This is a genomic window from Clostridium sp. YIM B02506, assembly GCF_022324845.1.
In the GTDB taxonomy this organism is placed as follows: domain Bacteria; phylum Bacillota; class Clostridia; order Clostridiales; family Clostridiaceae; genus Clostridium_T; species Clostridium_T intestinale.
In genome coordinates this window covers 16,907-41,294 of the sequence record NZ_JAKGTG010000003.1, presented here as the reverse complement: position 1 = coordinate 41,294, position 24,388 = coordinate 16,907, and the positions used below count along the sequence as shown (strand labels likewise).

Sequence of the window (24,388 nt, the reverse complement as noted above, 5' to 3'; positions counted from 1 at the left end):
TTGGAAAATAAAATAATAATAATGTAGAGAATAATAAATGTTTGGAGGGATTTTTATGAACCCACTATGGGCTACAAGTGGAATAGGCATTATTGCCTTAATATTTTCATTCTTAACTGCAAGTTGGATTGGGAAAAAGGAGGTAAAGGATAAAAAATTAAACGAAATTTCATCTTATATTCAGGATGGAGCTATGGCGTTTTTGAAAAAGGAGTATAGATACTTAGCTGTATTTATTGTAGTAGTATTTATAGCTATTTCTATTTTTCTAAACATAAACACAGCTATTTGCTTTTTAACAGGAGCATTATTCTCTATATTAGCAGGTTTTATTGGGATGAAGGTAGCGGTAAAGGCTAATGTCAGAACTACAGAGGGTGCAAAAGAAGGGATAAGTAAGGCTTTATCTTATGCATTTTCTGGAGGTTCAGTAATGGGGTTATCAGTAGTAGGATTAGGTATACTTGGATTAAGTTTATTGCTAATTATATTTAAATTTAATGGAGAGTATGTAACCGGATTTGGACTTGGTGCTTCTTCTATAGCGCTTTTTGCTAGAGTTGGAGGGGGCATATATACAAAAGCTGCAGATGTTGGAGCAGATCTAGTGGGAAAGGTTGAAGCTGGAATTCCAGAGGATGATCCTAGAAATCCAGCTGTAATTGCAGATAACGTTGGTGATAATGTTGGTGATGTTGCTGGGATGGGTGCAGATTTGTTTGAATCTTACGTAGGAGCTATTATTTCAGCTATAACATTGGGTCTAATAATTAATATAACTAAAGGTAATGAAGAGGCACTATATCCTATTGCATTATGTGGCATAGGGGTAATAGCTTGTATAATAGGTTCTATTTCTATAAGATACAGTAAGGGCGATAATCCGCAAAAGATTTTAAATAGGGGAACATATATTGCATCAGCTATAACCATGGTAGCAGCAGCTTTTTTAAGTAAATATTATCTAGATAGTTATAAAGGATTTGTGGCTGTTTTGTCAGGGATTTTAGTAGGAATATTGATAGGTAAAATAACTGAAATTTACACATCTTCAGACTACAGATCAGTTAAAGAAATTGCTAATGAATCAAAAACTGGAGCAGCTACTAATATTATAGCTGGTCTAGCTGTAGGTATGAAATCAACTGTGGTACCTATAATTTTAATATGTATAGGTGTGTTAGTAGCATATTTTTCTATGGGTGGAAATACTACAACATTAAATGGATTGTATGGAATAGCATTGTCAGCAGTAGGAATGTTATCTACAACTGGGATTGTAGTTGCTGTGGATGCCTACGGGCCAATAGCTGACAATGCAGGTGGAATAGCGGAAATGGCAGGAATGGATAAATCAATTAGAGATATAACAGATAAGTTAGATTCAGTAGGGAACACTACAGCTGCAATAGGGAAGGGATTTGCAATAGGTTCGGCAGCACTTACAGCCTTAGCTCTATTTGCTTCTTATGCACAAAGTGTAAAAATAGAAAAAATTGATTTATTAAATCCATTAACCTTGGTGGGGCTTTTAATAGGTGGAATGATCCCATTTTTATTTGGTGCGCTTACGATGGAATCTGTAGGAAAAGCAGCAGTAAAGATGGTTGAAGAAGTTAGAAGACAATTTAGAGAAAAACCAGGGATAATGGAGGGAAAAGATGATCCGGATTACTCTACCTGTGTTGAAATATCGACAGAAGCTGCTTTAAAGGAAATGATAATACCAGGAATATTGGCAATAATCATACCTATAGCTACAGGGTTATTGTTAGGTAAGGATGCTTTAGCTGGACTATTATGTGGAGCTGTTTCCACAGGTGTATTAATGGCAATATTAATGGCTAATGCAGGTGGTGCTTGGGATAATGCTAAAAAATATATAGAGTCAGGAGAACTTGGTGGTAAAGGTAGTGATGCACATAAAGCTGCTGTTACTGGAGATACAGTGGGAGATCCATTTAAAGATACCTCAGGACCATCTATGAATATATTGATAAAATTAATGACTATAGTATCTTTGGTATTTGCACCTTTGATTGCAGAATATGGAGGAGTTTTGTTAAATTTATTTAAATAGACCTTAAGATGGCATGTATTCTTTTATTCCATAGTTTTGTGATATAATGAACTAGTAAATATTTCTTGAATTATAATAATTTATAATGTGAAGAATATAAACAAATCCAAGTATACGGAGGACAATAAATGGGAATAAAAGAAACAATATTAAATTTCATGAAAGAACAGGCTTACAGGCCAATGGATATACAAGAATTAAGCCAAGTTTTTGATATACAAAGAGATGAGTATAAAGCATTTAAAAAATGTATTAAATCTATGGAAAGAGAAGGCTTAATTATTAGGAATAAAAATGATAAGTTAGGCGTTCCAGAAAGAATGGGTTTAATAACTGGTAAACTTCAGGTTCATCAAAAAGGCTTTGGATTCTTAATACCTGATGAAGAAGGCAGACAAGACGTGTTTATTCCAAGTTCGAATATGAACGGGGCCTTAAATGGAGACAGAGTAGTAGCAAAGATTCTTAAAGAAGATGTTGGAGCTAAAAAATGTGAAGGTGAAATAAGAGAAGTAATAGAAAGAGCTAATAGAAGCTTTGTAGGAGTATATGAAGATTCTAAAAATTTTGGATTTGTAGTTCCAGAAGATAAGAGAATTCAAAATGATGTTTTTATATCTAGAAAGGATAGAAATGGAGCCGAAACTGGAGATCTAGTTATAGTTGAAATAGTTAAATGGGCAGATCAAAGAAGAAATCCAGAAGGCGTAGTTACAGAGGTTTTAGGTAAAAAAGGTGAAAAAGGGCTAGATATACTAACGATTATTAAAAAATATGGACTTCCGGAAGAATTTCCAGATAAGGTTCTTAACTTTGTAGAAGGTATAGAAGAAGAAATCTCAGATAAAGATTTAAAAGGAAGAAAAGACCTTAGAAATATAAAAATGGTAACTATTGATGGAGAAGATGCTAAAGATCTAGATGATGCTGTATCCATTGAGAAATTAAAAGATGGAACTTATAAATTAGGAGTCCATATAGCAGACGTTACTCATTATGTTAGAGAAAAAAATCCTTTAGATAAAGAAGCCTTAAAGAGAGCTACATCTGTCTACTTAATAGATAGAGTTATCCCTATGCTTCCTAAAAAGTTATCTAATGGAATATGTTCATTAAATCCTAAAGTTGATAGATTAACATTAAGTTGTAGCATGATAATAAACAAAGACGGTAAGGTTATTGATCATGAAATATATGAGTCAGTAATTAAAACATCTGAAAGAATGACCTACACTGATGTTACTAAAATACTTAAAGATGGAGATAAGGATTTAATAGAAAAATATGAGTATTTATATGAAGACTTTAAGGCTATGGAAGAGCTTTGTCATATCCTTAATAATAAGAGGTTAAAAAGAGGAGCAATTGATTTCGAATTTGAAGAATCTAAAATAATATTAAATGATCAAGGAAAACCAATAGATATAAAACCATACGACAGGGAAATAGCAAATAGAATTATAGAAGAATTTATGCTTGTATGTAATGAAACAGTAGCTGAGCATATGTTCTGGACTAAACTTCCGTTTGTATATAGAATACATGAAGACCCGGATACAGAGAAGTTAGATAAATTCAAAGAGTTCATATATAACCTAGGATATCCAGTAAGATGGACACAAGAAGTTCATCCAAGATTATTACAGGATGTATTAGATGAAGTAAAGGGTAAAAAAGAAGAAACTGTAGTAAGTACATTGTTACTACGCTCTATGATGCAAGCAAGATATTCTCCAGAATGTACAGGACACTTTGGATTAGCAGCTAAATATTATTGCCACTTTACATCACCTATTAGAAGATATCCAGATCTTCAAATTCATAGAATAATAAAAGAACATCTTCATGGAAAAGTTGATGAGGGAAGAAGCACTAAACTTGTTAATATTGTGGATTATGCAGCTAAACAATCATCAGAAATGGAAAGAGTTGCACAAGAAGCAGAAAGAGAAGTAGATGATCTAAAGAAAGCAGAATATATGTTAGATAGAATAGGGGAAGAGTTCGAAGGAATAATATCCTCTGTTACAAGCTTTGGAATATTCATACAATTACCTAATACAATAGAAGGCTTAGTTCATATAAGCGATTTAGATGATGATTATTATATATATGATGAAAATCACTTATGTTTAATAGGAGAAAGAACTAAAAACATATATAGATTGGGTGATGATGTTAAAATTAGGTGTGAAAAGGTAGATATTCCTAACAGAGAAATTTTCTTTAAACTTATTAAAGATGAAGAAAAAACAGAGGAAAATTTTGACGTTAAAGACTTTAATAAGCAGGGTTTAGAGGAATATGTTGACACAAATGAAGAATCAAAAAGTGAAGAGGAAGTTTTTTAGGTAGGCATTAAGCCTACCTTTTTTATGTTAAAAAATCAATTGGAAAATTATATAAAGTTTACATAAATGCAATATAAAGTTTACTTAGATGATGGTAGATTTTACATTCTATATTTATAATTTAGGAGAATTTATAAATAGGTGGAGGGGAATACATGAAAAAAATAATTACTAGCCTTGTAAGTATGGTGTTAATGCTTGGAATATCTTTAAAGGTATATGCGGCTGATACAAATTGGGCAAGTACAGAAAGTGTAAATCTAACAAAATCACAAAATCAGTTTAAGATTGAAGTTTCAGTAGATAATAAAACTCCATATGCTGGTGGAGAGTTTGGTATTCAGTGCGGAGAAGGAGTTAACATTAAGTCAGTTACATATAGTAACAATTCATCTAAAGCTGGCCCAACTTCAGCTAGAGGACTTACATGGTTTAGTTTCTTTTCAGGAAATAATGATTTTTCAGGCGAGGTAAAAGCAGAAGTAACATTAGAATACACTGGAGAAAAAAATACAAGTGTTGTAATTGATAATATTAGCGTCTATACAAAAGATGGAGCTAAGATAGAAACAGAAAAATTTACACCAAGAAAATTAATAAAGGTAAATCGTGAAGGTGCAAATAATCCAGTAGAACAACCTAATCCTCCTGAAAACGGAGAAAATCCAGGGACGAATCCGAATACCCCTAATGAAGGAAATAATGGAGGGGGAAACAATACTGGAGGGAATAATAATACGGGTTCAAATACGGGAAGCAATGGATCAAATTCGCAAGGGAATGTAGCCGCTAATGCAAGCAATCAAAATAAGGATAACAACGAAGATAATAATAGTTCAAAAAATGAAGAAAACACATCAGATGATGAATCTAATAATAACAAAGGTTCAACAAAATGGAATGATACAAAAAATTCAGGAGATAGTAAGGATATTCAAAATGACAAGAATGCGACCTTAAGCCCAGTTATCATTGTTTTACTAATAATAAGTATAGGTGCAAATGGAGTTTTAGGATATCTTATTATAAAAAATAAAAGTAAAAAGGGGAATGAATAATGTTTAGAAACAAAAAAATACTAAGTTTAGTTCTAATGACGGCAATAGCAACGACAATGTTTTCAACAGCTGTAAAGGCTAGCCCGGAAGAAGAAAATGTTAACCAAACAGTTATTATGGCAGCAGATGGTGATTCAGGAGTTAATGAAAATCAGATACCAAAACAAGTGAATGTTCATGTAGGGGATGATGCTTCAACATCAGCCAACTTCACATATACTACAATAGAAGAATCGCCTTCAAAAGTAGTTTTAAACAAGGTTGGAGATTCAAATAAAATAACTTTTGAAGGAACAAGTGGAGTAGGAACTGGGAATAAATATTTTCATGGAATATCTGCAACTGGTTTACAACCTAATACTAAATATGAATATACAGTTGGAGATGGAGTAAATACTTTTAATGGCACCTTTAAAACAGCTCCTGCTAAAGGAAGTAAAGATAGCTTTAAATTTGTTTATTTAGCTGATACACAGGTTTCAAATGGAACTGATGCGAAGGCTTTAGGGGCTAATTTTGAAGAAATAAGCAAAAGAGATGATATTGATTTCGTATATCTTGCTGGAGATCAAACTAATACAGCTACAGACGAGTCTCAATGGCAGCTTTTATTTAATAATTCTGGAATGTCTCCAAATGGTGGACAAAACATGTTTGCAAATAAGTTAGTTACCATAGTTCAAGGTAACCATGATAATAATACTATGAATAGACACATAAATGCACCAGCTCAAGAAGGAAATATAGTCTATTCATTTGATTATGGTCCAGCAAAATTTATAATGTTGAATCTTGAAGCAGCTAGAAGTGATGCAAATGCAAGAGATAAACAACAAGCCTTTTTAAGAGCAAAAGTTGCAGAAGCAAAAGCTTCAGGTCAATGGACAATTGTAGGATTCCATAAGTCACTATATACTGGTGCATCTCATATAACAGATTCTGATATAGTAGATGCTAGAAAGTATTGGTCTCCAATATTTGCAGAACTTGATGTTGATTTAGTTTTACAAGGACATGATCATGTTTATTCAAGAGGATTCGTTACAGCTAATGGGCAAAAAGGTGAAGTAACTAAAAATGCAGATGGATCAGTTCAAGATCCAAGAAATATTCCACTATATATGGTTGGTGGACATGCTGGTGGATTAAAATGGTATTCTAAAAAACCTAATTATACAGTAACTCTAGGAGATCCAGTAGCCCCTAACTATTCTTTCTTAGATGTAAATTCAACTGATGATCAAAGTGATGTTAAGCAAGAACAATGGTCTACAGAAATAGAGGTATCTAATAATAAAATTTCTATAAAAAGTTATGCATTTAAATATAACACAAGTTCAGATACTATAACTACTAATAGATATTTATATGATTCTTTGGATCTAGCAAGAAATGTAGCATCAGCAGGAATTACAGGTTCAGAACTTGGTGTAGCAGATGTTAATCAAGAAGTAAGTTACACAGCATCATTAAAAGATGTTAGAAATACAAATGCATTTAATATGCAAGTAGAATATGATCCAAATGTAATGGAGTTTGTTAAAGCTGAAAGCTTATTAGAAGGAACTATTTTCTCAGATGTTAAAAATGAAAATGGTAAAGTTTCAATAATTGTAGGAACTCAAAATCTTATAACTAATCCAGCTAATACCAATATAGCTAAGTTCACATTCAAGATGAAAGAAACGGCTGAATCAGGAAATACAAATGTGAAATTGACAAAGGCAGATAGTGCACAAGCTGTTATAGAAGATGGTAAAGTTGTAGGAGCGTTTGATACAACTCCAATATATGATTCAGATAAAGTTGACACAACAATATATACTTACACTAAAGCTTCTGATATAAATGGAGATGGTAAAATAACATTAGCTGACTTATCTATAGCTCTTGGGAATTACCAAGGAACAGATAAAAAGTATGATATAGATCTTGATGGAGTAGTAAATGCAAAAGACTTTATCATAATTTCAAGTAAATTAGCATCTTAATAATAAAAACAGTTTTATGAAGAGTAGGGTGGAGTAATATTCCACCCTTAAAATCTTAATTAGAAAATGGAGATAAGTTTATGAAAAAAAAGAATTCAAATTATATATCAGCTGCTTTGTTAGTTATATTTTTTATATTTCTTTATATCTTTAATTCAACGCTTACCTATAATAAACCAGAAGATATTCAAACAGGAATTGTATATGAAAAAGCGAAAGTAATAAAAATAATTTCAGAGGATATGGGGAAAGATCCAGAATTTGATTATATAGTAATTGGGAAACAAAAGTTAGAATTAGAAGTTTTAACAGGGAAGAATAAAGGAAAAGTAGTTACTGCAATGAATTTTGTAGAGCGTGTAGATAATAAACCAGCAAAAGTTGGGACAAAATTCATTGTGTACACTTTTGATGATTTTGCAAGCACGGTTATATCAAATTATAGCAGAGAGAATTCAATGTACGTATTGCTTGGTATATTTCTAGCAATTGTGCTTATTTTTGGAAAATCAAAAGGATTAAAATCAATATTTTCTTTAGGATTTACTCTTGTTTGTGTAATTTATTTGTTTATTCCTATGATACTAAGAGGGGTAGAGCCTATATTAGCTGCTATAATAGTAGTGATATTGTCAACTCTTGTGACCTTATTATCACTTAATGGATGGTGCAGAAAAACAATAATAGCTTGCATAAGCTGTATATTATGTACATTATTTGCTGGAGTTATAGCAACTATCTTTGGTAGAATATCACATATATCAACACTTAACACCACAGAAGCTGAAAATCTATTATTTATAGCAACCAATACATCTTTGAAAATAAAAGATTTATTTTTTGCAGGGATACTTATAGCTTCTGTAGGGGCTATAATGGACACTACTATTTCTATAGCATCCTCTCTTTCAGAACTTAAAGAACTGAATCCAAATATACAAGAAAAACAACTTTTAGTATCTGGTATGAATATAGGTAAAGATATAATGGGTACTATGACAAATACACTTATTTTAGCATTTACAGGAGCAAGTATAAATATATTAATTATGCTTTTTATGTATAACATTCAATACATCCAGCTTATAAATCTAGATATGTTAGTAGTAGAAGTAATTCAAGGTTTGTCAGGAAGTATAGCAGTAGTATTATCTATTCCTGTTACAGCATTACTTTCAGCTAAAATATTAGGAGCTTCTACAGTGAAAGAACTTGAAATTTAGGTAGGCATTAAGCCTACCTTTAATTATTGTTTTAATTAAATTTAAAATTTTATTATAAGTTTCTCTAATCCTACATAAGCAAGACAAATATTGACTTCGTTGTTTAACAATTAACAATACTATATAATTATTCTTGTAGTTTTTGAAAGAGTATACGTTTTAACTTGATTATTAGGGGGAGAAATGATGAAGGATAAAAAAAGAAGAAAGAAAAGCATTAGGGCAAAGCTATTAGTGTTTTTCTTACTTGTTGCACTTAGTTCATCGATAATTTTATCAATAACAAACTATATATTGGCTAAGAATGCTGTAGTTAATACTGCTAATAATATGTTGGTAGAATTAGGACAACAAACTTCGGAAAGAATGAATGGAAAGTTAGAAAATATATCTGATAACATAAAAAGTCTAGCAAATAGTGGTAGGCTAATTGATGTAACAAATGAAGAAAGAAATGAAGTTCTGAAAAAATATTCTGAAGAGAATGAGTATTTTTCTATGGGGGTAGCAGATTTAGGTGGGAATATTATTTACACCAATGGAGAGGAAGATAATCTTTTAAATAAGATATTTTATGAAAGATCGCTTCAAGGATCAGCTGCAATAGGAGATCCGTATTTTTCTATGCTAGAAGGAGATGTATTTGTTGTGCCATTTTCAGCTCCTATTGAAAGGGATGGAGAAATAGTTGCTATCTTGGTTGGGTTAATGAGAAGTAATAAAATAAGTGATTTCATAAGTACAATCAAGATTGGTGAAAATGGAATAGCTTATGTAATATCAGATCTTGGCGATGTAATCGTACATCCAGATAAAACTCTTGTAGACCAAAAAGAAAATATAATTAGAAAAGCAGAGGAAGATCAATCATTAAAACCTTTAGCAGAAATTCATGAGAAGATGATTAAAGGAGAGATAGGTACAAGTTCCTATTTATATAAAGGGGTAGAGAAATATGTAGGCTATGCACCTATAGCTAAAACTGGATGGTCTCTTGCAGTTGCTATACCTAAGGAAGAATTGTTAAGCCAGTTAGATGAAATGAAAGAAGCATCACTAATTACTATAGCTTTGGCAATGATAGTAATAATAGTGCTAGGATACTATATTATAAACTATATTATAAAAATAATTAAGAAAGTAGAAAACAATGTAGTAACACTATCAGAAGGAAATTTTGTTTTTGAGGTTGATGGTAAGCTACTTAAAAGAGAAGATGAATTTGGAGAAATAGCTAGTTCAATACTTAATTTAAAAAATTCCCTAAGAGAGATGATTAAGGATGTTATAGAAAGTTCAGATAGAGTTGGTGGAGAAAGTGAATCATTAACTAAAATAGCTAAAGATTTTAGTGAAACTACTACTAATATTGCTAAAGCAGTTGAGGAAGTTGCAGCAGGAACTAATAATCAAACACTTTCATTAAGCAATATGGTGAATATATCATCTGAATTCGAAAATACATTGGATGGAATATCTTCAAAGTTTAAAGACGTAGCAAAAATGGTAAATGACATTCATGGAAAGTCTAATATAGGGAAAAAAGACATAGAAGAGGTATCGCAAGAGTTTGGTAAAATGCTTAATACCTTTAACGAATTTAGAGAAAAACTAGAAGCCATGGGTAAAAACATAGATGAAATAAATGAAATTACATATTTAATAAAAGGAATATCAGAGCAGACAAACCTTTTAGCACTTAATGCAGCTATTGAGGCAGCTAGTGCAGGGGAAGCCGGGAAAGGCTTTTCAGTAGTAGCTGAAGAGGTAAGAAAACTTGCTGAAAGAAGCAAAGAAGCCTCTGAAAATATACAAAAAATAAGCAGTAAGGTATTAAATGATAACAAGAATATATCAAGAGGAACAATAGAATTAAATAAAGAGTTATTGACGCAAAAAGATATAATAATAAAAACATCAGAAGCCTTTGAAGAAATAGCTTCCTCTCTAAATAATGTAGCGCCACAAATAGAAAACATGGTAAAAGCTACGGATATATTAGATAAAAAGAAAAAAGAGCTAATAGATGACATTAATTTAGTATCATCAATATCACAGCATGTATCCTCCTTTGCAGAAGAAATTACAGCATCTGCAGAAGAGATGAGTGCAGCAAGTCAAGAGATATATGCATCATCAGAACTTTTACATGAATCTTCAGAAAAGGTTCAAGAAGAACTTGAAGTCTTTAAAATAGATTAATTAAAGTATAGAGCTTTATTGTTATGGACAGAGTTATATATTATAATAGTAAAAGATAATAAAACCAAGTAGGTGATATAATGGTTAGAAAAAGTAACAATAAAACTTTAGCAGAAAATAGAAAAGCTCATCATGATTATTTTGTAGAAGAAGCTATGGAAGCAGGAATAGAACTTGTAGGAACAGAAGTAAAATCTATAAGAGCAGGAAGAGCTAACCTAAAAGAATGTTATGCAGAAGTAATAAATGGAGAAGTGTTTATTAAAAATATGCACATAAGTCCGTATGAGCAAGGAAATATATTTAATGTAGAACCACTTAGAGTTAGAAGATTACTTTTACATAAAGAAGAAATAAGAAGACTTATAGGTTTAGTTCAACAAGTAGGATTAACACTTATCCCTTTATCTTTATATTTAAAAAATGGAAGAGTTAAAGTTAACTTAGGAGTTTGTAAAGGTAAAAAGAATTACGATAAGAGAGATTCTATGTTAGAAAAAGCTCATAAAAGAGATGTAGAAAGACAAATGAAAGAAAGAAGTAGATACTAATTTAAGGAAGTTATTACAAAAATGTTTTGTGATGGCTTCTTTTTTATTGGAAATTTGAGGTATAATTTATTTATGTCAACTAGTGAAAGAAGGTAAATAGAAAAATGGGAGAGTACAGAGAAATTACAAGAGGACAATTATTTATACGAATGATGATTAATCCAATATTTATAGCAGTTTATTGGTTTTCTTTTTATAATCTATACACCTTGTGTAAGTTTGGAAGAATGAATAACAACCTTACAATGCTGCTTTTATGCTTAGCATTTTTTGTTGTATATTTAATAATTTTTATAGTAAGGAGTCTTAAGAAGCCTATAACAATAAAATCAGGTAGATTGATTAAAAATAGAAATATAAGACTGACTTATGGTGTTATTACATTAATTTTTATGGTTTCATTGTTTATATTTTATGGAGGTAAGATATATAAAACCAGCATGAATTTTAATGGGAAACTTTCATGGATCTTAAAGGATTTGAAGGATAAAAAAACGGTAGAGCTTAAGCATAATAATATATATGAGGATGGAATAGAAGGAATACTACAAGATATTAATAAAAAAGTTCCTATGGCGTCAAAACTATATATAGCAAACAATGTTGACCTTAAATTCGATAAAGAAGGAACAATAACCTCCTTTAATACCTTTTTGTATGGAGAAAATAAGAAAGGAAAATTAGAAACTTACTTAATTTCCTATAATAAAACCAAATCAAGTAAGATAACAATATATCTACATGGAAATGCAAATGCGGACTTTAATGATGATAAACTTTTAGAACCTTCTATAAATACAATGAAGGTTATTCCACTTAAAGAAACTATAAGCAAATGGGACGAAAATCAATATGGTATTCTTTATTCAGGAAAAAGAAGCTTTGGATATAATGGAAGCGGAGTTCTTTATATAGATTCAGAAGGAAAAACAAGGTCAGTTAGAAATAGGGATCCAGAGATAATAGGGTATGCAGTATCTGTATATGTACCAGGAAAAGAAAGTACACTTACACCCTACAGATATATACTAGTAGAGGATTTAAATAATATCAAAAGTGAAACTCTAAACAAAGGAAGTAAAGATATTCCTAAAGAAGAGAGCAATGGAGTAGATAAATTTTACTTATCAGAAAAAACCGGATATAGATTAGAAGTAACAGATGCAGCAGCTGGAAGTAGAGCTTATGCACTAGAGAAAACATTAGATGGTGGAACAAACTGGTCACTTGTAAATGGTGATCCATTTTTAGGGGAAATAGGGGCAGCAGCGGGTATAACTTTCTTAGATGATAGACTAGGATTTATATGTTTAGCGCATAGTGGTGGTGCACGTGGAGAACTATATAGAACAGAAGATGGAGGAACTACCTTCACAAAGATAAGTTTTCCAGAAGTAAAAGTACCATTAAATGGAGCAGAACCATATAATCCTTTTGACCTTCCTGGAATGCCAACTAAAGAAGGAGAAGATCTTAATATATTAGTTGGGCAAGGTTCAGATGGGGATTATAATGGAGGAATTAAGGCTCTTTATAGATCAAAAGATCAAGGAAAGACATGGGAGTATGTAAAAGAAGATAAAAATTAAATAATTATAAAGATGCCAGTTAAGTAAAATAAATATAAATTTAACTGGCATTTTACTTTAAAGTTTTACAGTAATAATTGAATAATTAATTAGTAGCTAATAAATTTGAAGATTTATCCAATAAAATTATATGTAAAATTATGGTAAATGATATTATAATTAGTTATGAAGTTATTTTAATAAACATATCTGCTATGTAAGGTTCTGGAATTATAAATTTTGAAGTAAATAATTTACTAAAATTTTTCTTAAAATCTTATATATTAATGCTCTTAAAAACAACTATACATCTTTATTTGGCCTTACTAAAAAAGTTTATTTTAATAATTAATAATAAGGTATAGGGGGTAAAACATGTATCGAAAAGGAAAGAGAGCAATATCACTAGGTATATTGGTTACTTTAGCGCTGAGTGCTATAGGCCAAGCAATACCAATCAAAGTTTCTGCGGCTGAAACAGTTAATCGTAAAATTGAGGCATGGAAGGGTGAAAAAAGGTCAGAGATAATACAAGCTGAAACAAAGCTTGGAGTAAATGAGAAAAAATTTACTCACAAAGAGTATATGGGAGTAGATTATACAGATCTTAATGGTAAATCAGTTAGGGCAGTTGATATTTTTGGAATAAATAGAGAAGAATCCACTACTTCAACAGTAGCATATCACGATGTTGAATCAGCTCGTCTAGGTTCCTTAAATTATGAGAAAGAAAGATCAAATTATTATCAACCATTAACAGGTGAAAATAATAATTGGGATTTAACAGTAGTTCAAAATGCTAGTAAGGCACAAAAGTTTTTAGATGGCGGTTTCATGAATAATAGCTATAAATTAAATAGTGAAGATGGATGGAAAAATGTAACTTTGCCAGCAAGTTGGACAACTTATGGATTTGATTTCCCAATATATACAAATGTACAAATGCCATGGCAGAGTAAATATGATCAAAATGTACAGGTACCTAAAGCACCAGTGAACTATAATCCTGTTGGTCTTTATCGTAAGGCTTTCAAGGTAAACGATAACATGATTCAGGAAAATGGTAGAGTATATATATCATTTCAAGGTGTTGAATCAGCATACTATGTATATATAAATGGTAAAGAAGTAGGATATAGCGAAGACAGCTATAGACCTCATGACTTTGACATTACGGATTATTTAAATCCTAAAGGAGAAGAAAATCTATTAGCAGTTGAGGTTCATAAGTTTTGTGATGGTACTTGGATGGAAGACCAAGATATGATTTATGACGGTGGTATATTTAGAGATGTATATCTTAGATCTACACCAGATACTCACATATATGATTATTCAGTAGTAACAGACTTAGATGAAAATTTCGTAAATGTAAATTTAGATCTATCATTAAAATTAAAAAACACATCTTCAAGTGATATATCAGGTTATAAAGTAGATGTTAAGTTGTTTGATGGAAATGGTACTAATGTACTTGAAAATAATGAATTTAGTATTCCCGTAGCAAGTATAGATTCTAATAAGACGCTAGAAGTAAAAGGGGATAAAAATGTATTATCTCCAAAGTTATGGTCAGCAGAAAATCCAAACCTTTATACTTTAGTAATGACACTAAAAGATAATGATGGAAACCAGTTAGAAAGTTTATCTCAGCAGCTTGGATTTAGAGAAATAACATTTACTAGATCAGAAGTAAATAATAGAACTGAGTATAAGAGAATAACACAAGACTATGAAACCATGAAGATTAATGGACAACCACTACTATTAAAAGGAACGAATCGTCATGATACAGATCCTGTATATGGGAAACATGTTCCAAAAGAAGTAATAGAGAAAGATGTACAACTTATGAAAGAGTACAACATCAATGCAATTCGTACATCTCATTATGGAAATGATGAATATCTTTATTACTTAGCTGATAAATACGGTTTATACATGATGGGAGAAACAAACGCAGAATGTCATGCGTTAATGAGCAATCAAGGTGCAGTAGGAACTTACCTAAAAGCACTTACTATGGATAGAACCAATACCTCCTTCCAAACATTAAAAAATCAAACAGCTGTAATTATATGGTCTATAGGAAATGAAATGTCTTACGACAGAAATGGTGCAAATAATTTATATCCAGAAATGGTGTGGTATTTTAAAGATCGTGATAACACTCGTCCACTCCATAGTGAAGGTTTAGGATCAGATGGAGGAGTAGATGTAGACAGTAATATGTATCCAACAGTAGATACAACTTGGTCTAAGGCTACTAAGTCAATGCCTTACGTTCTTTGTGAGTATTCTCATGCTATGGGTAATGCAGTAGGAAACCTAAAAGAATATTGGGATGGTATAAGAAGTTCAAAAAATATGATAGGAGCTTTTGTATGGGATTGGGTGGATCAATCTAGATTAACTGATCTTCCAAAACAATATAGTATCAAAGACCAAAGTAGCATAGGGGCTACAGGAACAGTATATGGAAGTGGTAAGACTTCCGATGCAGGAAATGGATCAATAACAGGTAAGTCTTACGATGGATATACCATAATGAAATCAGAAAATAATGATGTATACAATAGAGAGTTATCTGGAAGCAATGCTTCATTTACCTTTGAGGCAATAGTAAAACCTGCTTCTACTAACTTAAATAGCGTACTACTTTCAAAAGGAGATAATCAAGTTGCATTAAAAACTCAAAGTTCGGGAAGTGGATTAGAATTCTTTATAGTAACAGGTGGAAGCTGGAAGAGTTGTACTGTAGCGTTCCCAGACAATTGGGTTGGAAACTGGCATCAAGTTGTTGGAACCTATGATGGAAGTGTATTAAGGATATTTATTGATGGAGCTGAAAAAGGAACTAGAACAGAAAGTTCAGCAATAGATTCAACAGAAGCACCAGTAGCAGTTGGATATGATACAGTAAGAGGCAGAAGTTTTGATGGTGTAATTTCAATGGCACGTATATATAAAGATGCTTTAACAGCAGATGAAATAAAAGCACAATACAGCGCAGATCCAGCAATCAAAGCTGACTCAGAAAAAGTATTATTATGGATAGATTATTCAAAGGAAATAAGTGAGAGTTCAAATAATGTTTGGGACTACTACGCTTCTTCAGATGCACATCAAGAATTCTATAATGAAGAAGCAAACGGAAAGTTCTATGGATATGGAGGAGATTGGGGAGATACTCCAAATGATGGAGACTTCTGCAATAATGGATTAATATCAGCAGATAGAGATGTTCAACCAGAGATTTATGAAGTGAAATTTCAATATCAAAGTTTTTGGTTTAAGGCAAATGATAAGGAAATTGCTTCAAGGAAGGTTAATGTATACAATGAAAACAATTTTAAGAATTTAAATGAGTATGCTCTTAATTGGAGATTACTTGAAGATGGAAAAGTAATCGATAGTGGAGTAATGAATGATGTAAATGTGGCACCTAAAGAAACTAAGGCAATCACTATACCTTATAGTATGCCAAAACAAATAAAAGCAGGTGCAGAATATTATTTAAATATTTCAGTTAATTTAAAAAATGATACTTTATGGGCTAAAGCAGGTCATGAAATTTCATATAAACAATTTGCAGTGCAGACAAGTGTACCAAAAGCAGATACTGCTATATCTAAAGAAGAAGTTACAGTAGATAATAGTAATACGTCAGAAATTTCAGTAGCAGGAAAAAATTTCTCCTTTAATATAGACAAGACAACAGGATTAATGAAGAAGTATGTTTATAATGGAGAAGTATTGATTGAAAATGGTCCTACTCCAAACTTCTGGAGAGCACCAGTAAGTAACGATAATGGAAACTATGATGGCACATGGAAAAATGCAAATCAAAATATTACAGTTAGTGGAATTGATATAAGTAAAGGTGAAGATGGAAGAACTATAATCACAAGTGACTTAGTATTAAATAACGCAAAGGGTGCAAAAGAAAAAATAATATATACCATAAATGGAACTGGAGAAGTAACAGTTAATCTTACTGTAGATGCAACAAAGACAAGCATGGGAAGATATTTAAAGGTAGGTTCAACAATGACCTTGCCAGAAAACTACGAAAATGTAACTTGGTATGGAAATGGACCAGTTGAATCTTATCAAGATAGAAATACTTTCTCAACAGTTGGCGTATACGAAAATTCAGTGTCAGATTTCTTCTATCCATTCTTAAAGACACAAGATGCAGGTAACTTAACAGGAGTTAAATGGATTAGTGTTAATAATAAGGATAAAAATAATGCTTTATTAGTAGCAGGAAAAGATCTATTAGAAGCTAGTGCACTTCACTTTACTGCTCAGGATTTAAGCAATACAAGACATCCATATGAGCTAGGTGCACCTAAAAAAGAAACAATATTATCAGTAGATTATGTGTCTCAAGGTAATGGTAATAAGAGCTGTGGACCAGATACTTTGCCTCAATATAGAGTAAATAATGATAAGGCGTATAACTATGAATATACAATTATACCTTATACAACAGATAAGTCTCCAATGGAATTAAGCAAGGCATGGAGAGATTCTCAGGGATTTGATGAAGATGAAATAATATCAGCAATTCAAAACTTAATAGTATATTCTTACTCTCAATATGATGCAGTAATGGAACTTAAGTTTAAATATGATAATTTAACAGAAGAACAAAAAGCAAAAGTTGGCGAAGAACTTAAAAACAAACTTCTAAAAGCTGTAGAAGATGTAGCTAGAACTAAAGGTGCAGATCCAGCATATATAGGAGATAAGAGTAAAAATGGAATAAATCCATTAATAACTACTAGTTCTAAACTTATTTCAGATTCATCAAGAGGAGTTAGATTAAGTGGAAGATTAGAACTTGCAAATAATAAAGGTACAAACGGTGAAGACATATTTGACTCCTTATTTAAAGGTAGACAGGCATTTACAACTGAAGTTTGGGTGAAACCAACTAGTACAAGTAAAGACTATAATATGATTATAGGTAAGGGAGACAGCAACTTTGGATTAAGAACAAGGCCTTCTGGTTCTAGTAAAATGTCAGTAGATATATTTGTTAAGTCTACAGATAATAGATGGTACACTAAGGAAGCTATAATCGATATACCTAAGGATTGGCTTGGAAACTGGCATCAAGTAGTTGGAACCTATGATGGTAGCACATTAGCAGTATATGTTGATGGAACCTTGCTTGGAACAGCTCCTGTTGCTGCAAGTGGACTAGCAGCAAATACTCAATCATTATGGTTAGGTTATTGTCCTGAAACTGGTAGAACAAGTGATTATGAATTTGGTAGTGCAAGAGTTTACTCAAAGGCATTAACAGTTGAAGAGATAGTTGCTCAGAAAACTGCGTTTGGAAAAGAAGAAACAGAATATCTAATTAAACCACAAGATGATTCTGTAGTTACTTGGTTAGATATTAATAATTTAGTTGTACCAAAAGTAGATTTACCAGAAACTGATAAAACATTATTAAATGATTTATATAATGGAAACTTGAATATAGAAAAGGGAAATTACACTGAGCAAAGTTGGACTAACTTCATAACTTCACTATATAAAGCAAAAGAAGTTATTGATAATGTTCTATCTACACAAACTGAAATAAATGAAGCAGTTGATAAATTAACCTTAGCAAAAGCACAGTTAGAACTTAAGGTTAATAAAGAAATATTAAAATCACAAGTTGAAATTGCGAAAGAAAAACTACAAAATGAAGAAAAATACACTCCAGCCTCAGTAGAGATATTAAAAACTGCAATTATAAAGGCTGAAGGAGTAATAGGAAATCCTGAAGTAACTCAAACAGAAGTTGATAATATGCTTAAGGAATTACTTGAAGCAACAGTTAAGTTAACTGATAGAGCTGATAACTTAAACTTAACAACCCTTATATCTACAGCAGAATCAATATTAGAATATAAAGACAAATATACAACAGCATCATGGGAAAACTTCATAAACAATTTAAATATTGCAAAAGAAGTATCTAAAAATGGTGATGCATCAGAAGCAGAAGTTAAAAAGGCTTATGATGATCTTGGTTCATCAATAGTAAACCTAGTATTTAGAGCAAATAAAACATCACTTAAGACTGTTTTAGAAGTAGCAAATGATGTTTTAGCAAACAGTGATAAATACAGACCAGCAAGCATTGAAGGATTAGAAGAAGTAGTTAATCAAGCTAAAGCCGTAATGAACAAAGACGATGCGAAACAAGAAGAAGTTGATAAAATAACAAAAACATTATTAGAAACAGTTTCAAAAGCTTCTTTAAAAGCTAACAAAGAAAAATTAATAATGACAGTTACTAATGTTAAACTATTAAATCTTGAAATATACACTAAAGAAAGTACAAAGCCATTAATTGATTTAATAGCTAAAGCAGATGAATTGTTAAAAGATGATAATGTAGAACAAGCACCTGTAGATGAGTTAAGAACAAGCTTAAATCTAGCAATAACTCAATTAGTAGCTAAGGGAGACAAGACTAAACTTAACGAAAAAATAAAAGAGGCAGAAGAATTAAAAGAAGAAGCTTATACAACCCCAACCTGGAAAGTTTTATCTGAAGCTTTAACTAAAGCTAAAGATATAGCAGCTAATGAAGAGGCAGATCAAAAGATGGTTGATGAAGCTATAAGTAATTTAGATAAGGCAATAGAAGGCTTAATTAAGAAGACAGTTGATGAAGAACCAGGTAATGGTGGCGGAAACAATGGTAATGGCGGTGGAAATAATGGAGGCAACAATGGAAATAACAACGGCGGAACTGGTAATAATGGCAGCAACAATAATGGAAGCAACAACGGTAATGAGGGTGATCTACCTCAAACAGGTGGAGTAAATCCTTCTCAAGCAGTGGCACTAGGATTATTAACAATAGCAGCTGGAGCTATTATTATAAGGAAGAAAAAGCAGAACCCCTCTGATGAGTAAAAATATATAACAGAGAAAAGGAGCCATAGTGCTCCTTTTTTCTATATGCCTAATTATGTGTTGTTTCTTTTTTTGGAACATGTTTCTATAATTTGGAAAATATATAATTAAATGTAAACATTTTTTATAATAGTATTGTAAGCTTACAGAATAAATGAGGGAGAATGGTGTAATGTTAAAAAAGATTTTAACAGGGGTATTGGCTTTAAGTATGGTTTTTACAAGTGCCAACATAGCATTTGCAAAAGAAAACTCAATAGTAGATAAAAATAACTACCAATCAAATGATGCATATTCCTATATAGTTTCAGCCACGTCAGGGAAAGTGATAAAGGTTGACGAAAATGGAGCATTAATTGACATGGTAGAAGAAACCGATGGAAATAAACTAGCGGATACAGCATTATTTACAGTTAATAAATATGAACAAGTTAATCGAATTCAAATAAGTAGAGTGGACAAACCTAATAATGTTTGGGTAAGTAACAATGGAAACTTGTTAGCTAACGGTACAAAACAAAGTAATATTTCTGCTGGAAGCTGGGAAGGGTTTCAACCAGAGATTATTGATGAGACTTCTGGTTTATTAAGATTAAAAAACTTCGATGGAAAATATATTAATAAAAATGATAACAAACTGGTTATTGGAACAAGTGATCCTAGCCAAGCAGAAAGCTTTTATATTATATCACCTAGATATAATGACACTACTGTATACATTGAGCATAAGAAATCAGGAAAATATGTAAAAGCTGATGGAGTAAATGGGAATCCAATAACAGTTAATGGTGATAAAGCAGGAGATGTTATTGGAGACGAGTTGAGATTTTCCACATTATATGGGACTTTTAATGAAGTACCTGTAATGAATTTTGTTTCCAAAGCTTTTAAAAATTTAGCATGGAAGTCTGGCGGTTCAGACTATGTTTTTCAAAATACTGATATAAAAGCAGGGGGATGGGAATCAATCATTGTTGTACCAAATGGAGATGGAACTATTTCCTTTAAAGATTCAGAAAATAAGAGCTATATAACAGTAGCTGATCAAAAAATGAAACGAGGATATACAGGAGAGATAACAGATAATGAAAAATTTATAATACATGCTGTTACTCAACCTAAGAAAGCTTCAAATGTAAGATTAATTAATTCTACGGCTGATTCATTAACTATTTCTTGGGATGGAGTTAATAATAGCATATATACTGGCTATCAGGTTATAGCTATCAATAAGGGGACCTTAGAGCAAATTAAAAGCGAAGAAACTAATAAAACAGAGTTAACTATAAAAAAATTAACAGCTGGAACTAATTATACAATAAAGGTTCGTACTGTAAATGGGAATAGTCCATACTCTGAAAGTGAAAGTATAGACGTTCAAACTAAGAACGGCCCAGTACCAGCTAAGGCAACTGAATTAACTGTAAAAGAAAGTGATAAAGGAATAAACCTTTCTTGGAAAGCAGTTGATGGTGCAAGCAGCTATGACATTTATCGTGCTAGAAGTGCTTATGATAAAGATGGATATATAAAAATTGGAGAAGGCATAACTGATACAACTTATGTAGATACTGCTGAAAATGAAGGTAAATACAATAATTATTATAAGATTGTCTCAAAAAATGAGAACGGTGAATCAGATTTATCAGATGAATATACTTCATTAGAGAAAGAATTATTTGGCGATAATATTATATTATTTTCACCTTTTGATGACACACAAAAAATAGACGAAGTTATAAAGAACATTTTTACACTACAAAACGATATTGAAAATAATGCACAATTTAATGAAAATCGTTTCTCAATTTACTTTAAACCTGGGGATTATACAAAAACAAAAACTATTCCTGTAGGTTATTATACACAGATTGCTGGACTAGGTAAAACTCCGTATGAAGTTAAACTTAATAATCTAGAAGTACCTTCATATTTACCTAACAATAATGCAACCTGTAACTTCTGGAGGTCAGTAGAAAACTTCTCGGTTATAAAGACTGGGGACAATACATCTTATTTTGGGGGATGGAGACCAGATCAATTTAACTGGTCAATAGCTCAAGCTGCCCCAATGAGAAGAATTTATTCAGAACGTTCAGTTAGTTATGATTGGAACTATGGATGGGCAAGTGGTGGATATGTTGCCGATAGTATCATTGAAGGAACATCTGGTACTTATTCAGGTCAGCAATTCTACACAAGAAATTCTGAGATTACAGGAAGTGCATATGGAACAACCTTAAATGCATTTTATCAAGGGGTTATAGCTCCTAACCTACCAACAGCTGCAACTGGAGTAGAGCTTTTAAATGGTAATGGATATAGCAACTGGGCAATTCCAACAGCTGATAACACCCAACAAGTGGATACCAGTATTACAAATACTCCAGTAATTAAAGAAAAACCATTCCTATTCTTAGATGATGATGGAGAATATAAAATATTTGTTCCTTCACTTAACAAGGAAACCAAAGGCGTGTCATGGTCAAAAGATAGCATGGGTAGTGGAGAAGTTCTTTCTTTAGATGAGTTCTATATAGCAAAAGAAGGAGATAATGCTTCTAAAATTAATAAGGAATTAGAAAATGGTAAAAATATATTCTTTACTCCAGGCGTTTATCATGCAGAAGAAGTTATTAAAGTGAATAAGGCAGATACTATACTTTTAGGTACAGGTATGGCATCAATTATTCCTGATAATAGTGAAACCGCTATGAAGGTAGCAGATGTAGATGGAGTTACAGTAGCAGGATTAATATTTGATGCAGGAGAACACTCAAAATCATTACTAGTTGTTGGAGAACAAGGAGAGCATAAAGACCATTCATCAAACCCAACACTTTTAGCAGACCTATTCTTTAGAGTTGGTGGAACAACAGACAAATTAACTAAAGCAGACGATGCATTAATAATAAATAGTGATGATGTAATAGGTGATCATTTCTGGATATGGAGAGCTGACCATGGTGCAGGAGTGGCTTGGGACGGAAACAATTCATATCATGGATTAATAGTAAATGGTGACGATGTAACTTGTTATGCTTTATTCAATGAGCATTTCCAAGACTATGATACTTTATGGAATGGCGAAAATGGAGCAACCTACTTCTATCAAAATGAAAAAGCTTATGATCCAATAAGCCAAGAAGCATGGATGTCTCATAATGGTAATGTAAAAGGTTACTCTGCATATAAAGTATCAAACAAGGTTAATACTCATTATGCTGTTGGACTTGGAATCTACAATGTATTTATCTATACAGGACCAACTTATGACTCCTCAGAAGAGCAGATAGAGCTAGAAAATGCTATAGAAGTTCCTAATAAGGAAGGTGTGGTTATAGAAAATGCATGTATTCAAACTTTTGCAAAAGCAGATGGAGTAATGCAGAAATTTAATCACATTATAAATGGAACTGGGGAAGGTGTAAGCAGCGGTATAGATAAAGAAACAGGTGAAGTAGGAGAAGGCTGGTCACGTAAATTTATATTAAGTTACAAAAATGGAGAAGCTATTAGAGGATTTAATGGAAGTATAATAGAACAAGGATATCAGCCGACCAATGAATATAAAACAGATAAATCTAATTTAATAAAAGCTGTAGATTCAGCTAATGAAATTTTAGCTAATCTTGAAAAATATAAACCTGTAAGCATTAAAGGATTAGAAGATTTAGTAAATAAAGCTAAACTTATAATTGATACAGAGGATTTTGAACAAGATGAAGTTGATAAAGTAACAACTGAGCTTCAAGATGGGGTTTCAAAAGCTTCTTTAAAGGCAAATAAAGAAAAGTTAACAGCAACATTAAATAACGCAAAACAACTAAATCTTGATATTTATACTAAAGCAAGCTCAAAAGTATTAGTTGATTTAATAGAAAAATCTCAAGTAGTATTAAAAGATGATAATGTAGAACAAACAACAGTTGATGAATTAGAAACTAATATAAACTCAGCAATAAGCCAGCTTATACTTAAGGGAGATAAAAGTAAACTAAACTCAAAAATAGCAGAAGCAGAAGGTCTAAAACAAGAAGATTACACAAGTGCAACTTGGGCTACTTTAAAAGAAGCTTTAACTAAAGCTAAGGATATAGTAGCTGATGAAGAAGCAGATCAGAAGATGGTTGATGAAGCTATAAGTAATTTAGATAAGGCAATAAAAGGATTAATCAAGAAGACAGTTGACGAAGAACCAGGTAATGGTGGCGGAAACAATGGCAATAACGGTGGAAATGACAACGGGAACCAGGGTAATTTACCTCAAACAGGTGGAGTAAATCCTTCTCAAGCAGTGGCTCTAGGATTATTAACAATTGCAGCTGGAGCTATTATTATAAAAAAGAAAAGGTAGAACCCCTCTGATGAGTAAAAATATATAACAGAGAGAAGGAGCCATAGTGCTCCTTTTTTCTGTTATACCAGCCT

At 31.8% G+C, this 24,388-nt stretch carries 10 protein-coding genes; all 10 read left to right on the top strand.

The genetic code is table 11. The features are described 5' to 3' along the window. Positions 1 to 55: 55 nt before the first annotated feature. The 10 genes from L1S49_RS03930 (at position 56) to L1S49_RS03885 (ending at position 24,314) form a co-directional block, all read left to right on the top strand. Positions 56 to 2,080 carry a sodium-translocating pyrophosphatase gene (locus tag L1S49_RS03930; protein WP_238902636.1) on the top strand — a complete coding sequence of 675 codons (2,025 nt, stop codon included), beginning with the start codon at positions 56 to 58 and terminating at the stop codon, positions 2,078 to 2,080. Positions 2,081 to 2,208: 128 nt separating this feature from the next. Beyond that, complete coding sequence (gene rnr, locus L1S49_RS03925) at positions 2,209 to 4,431, top strand: ribonuclease R (RefSeq protein WP_238902635.1); 2,223 nt, start codon at positions 2,209 to 2,211, stop codon at positions 4,429 to 4,431. 155 nt (positions 4,432 to 4,586) lie between these two features. Continuing rightward, entirely contained in the window at positions 4,587 to 5,489 is a 903-nt protein-coding gene (locus tag L1S49_RS03920; protein ID WP_238902634.1) for a hypothetical protein, read from the top strand. Next, positions 5,489 to 7,480, top strand: coding sequence for a metallophosphoesterase (locus L1S49_RS03915; protein ID WP_238902633.1), 1,992 nt, complete (start codon positions 5,489 to 5,491; stop codon positions 7,478 to 7,480). Before L1S49_RS03920 ends, L1S49_RS03915 begins: the two co-directional genes overlap by 1 nt. A gap of 80 nt (positions 7,481 to 7,560) precedes the next feature. Beyond that, a complete protein-coding gene (locus tag L1S49_RS03910) occupies positions 7,561 to 8,703 on the top strand; it encodes a YibE/F family protein (protein WP_238902632.1) in 1,143 nt (380 codons plus the stop codon). Positions 8,704 to 8,889: 186 nt separating this feature from the next. Next, positions 8,890 to 10,905: a methyl-accepting chemotaxis protein gene (locus L1S49_RS03905; protein WP_238902631.1), complete on the top strand. Its 2,016-nt coding sequence runs from the start codon at positions 8,890 to 8,892 to the stop codon at positions 10,903 to 10,905. 80 nt (positions 10,906 to 10,985) lie between these two features. Beyond that, complete coding sequence (smpB, locus tag L1S49_RS03900) at positions 10,986 to 11,456, top strand: SsrA-binding protein SmpB (RefSeq protein WP_021800678.1); 471 nt, start codon at positions 10,986 to 10,988, stop codon at positions 11,454 to 11,456. Positions 11,457 to 11,560: 104 nt separating this feature from the next. Further along, positions 11,561 to 13,045, top strand: coding sequence for a hypothetical protein (locus L1S49_RS03895; RefSeq protein WP_238902630.1), 1,485 nt, complete (start codon positions 11,561 to 11,563; stop codon positions 13,043 to 13,045). 354 nt (positions 13,046 to 13,399) lie between these two features. Next, positions 13,400 to 19,957, top strand: coding sequence for a glycoside hydrolase family 2 TIM barrel-domain containing protein (locus L1S49_RS03890; protein ID WP_238902629.1), 6,558 nt, complete (start codon positions 13,400 to 13,402; stop codon positions 19,955 to 19,957). Between the two features lie 172 nt (positions 19,958 to 20,129). Continuing rightward, positions 20,130 to 24,314 carry a fibronectin type III domain-containing protein gene (locus tag L1S49_RS03885; protein ID WP_238902628.1) on the top strand — a complete coding sequence of 1,395 codons (4,185 nt, stop codon included), beginning with the start codon at positions 20,130 to 20,132 and terminating at the stop codon, positions 24,312 to 24,314. The last annotated feature ends 74 nt before the right edge of the window (positions 24,315 to 24,388 follow it).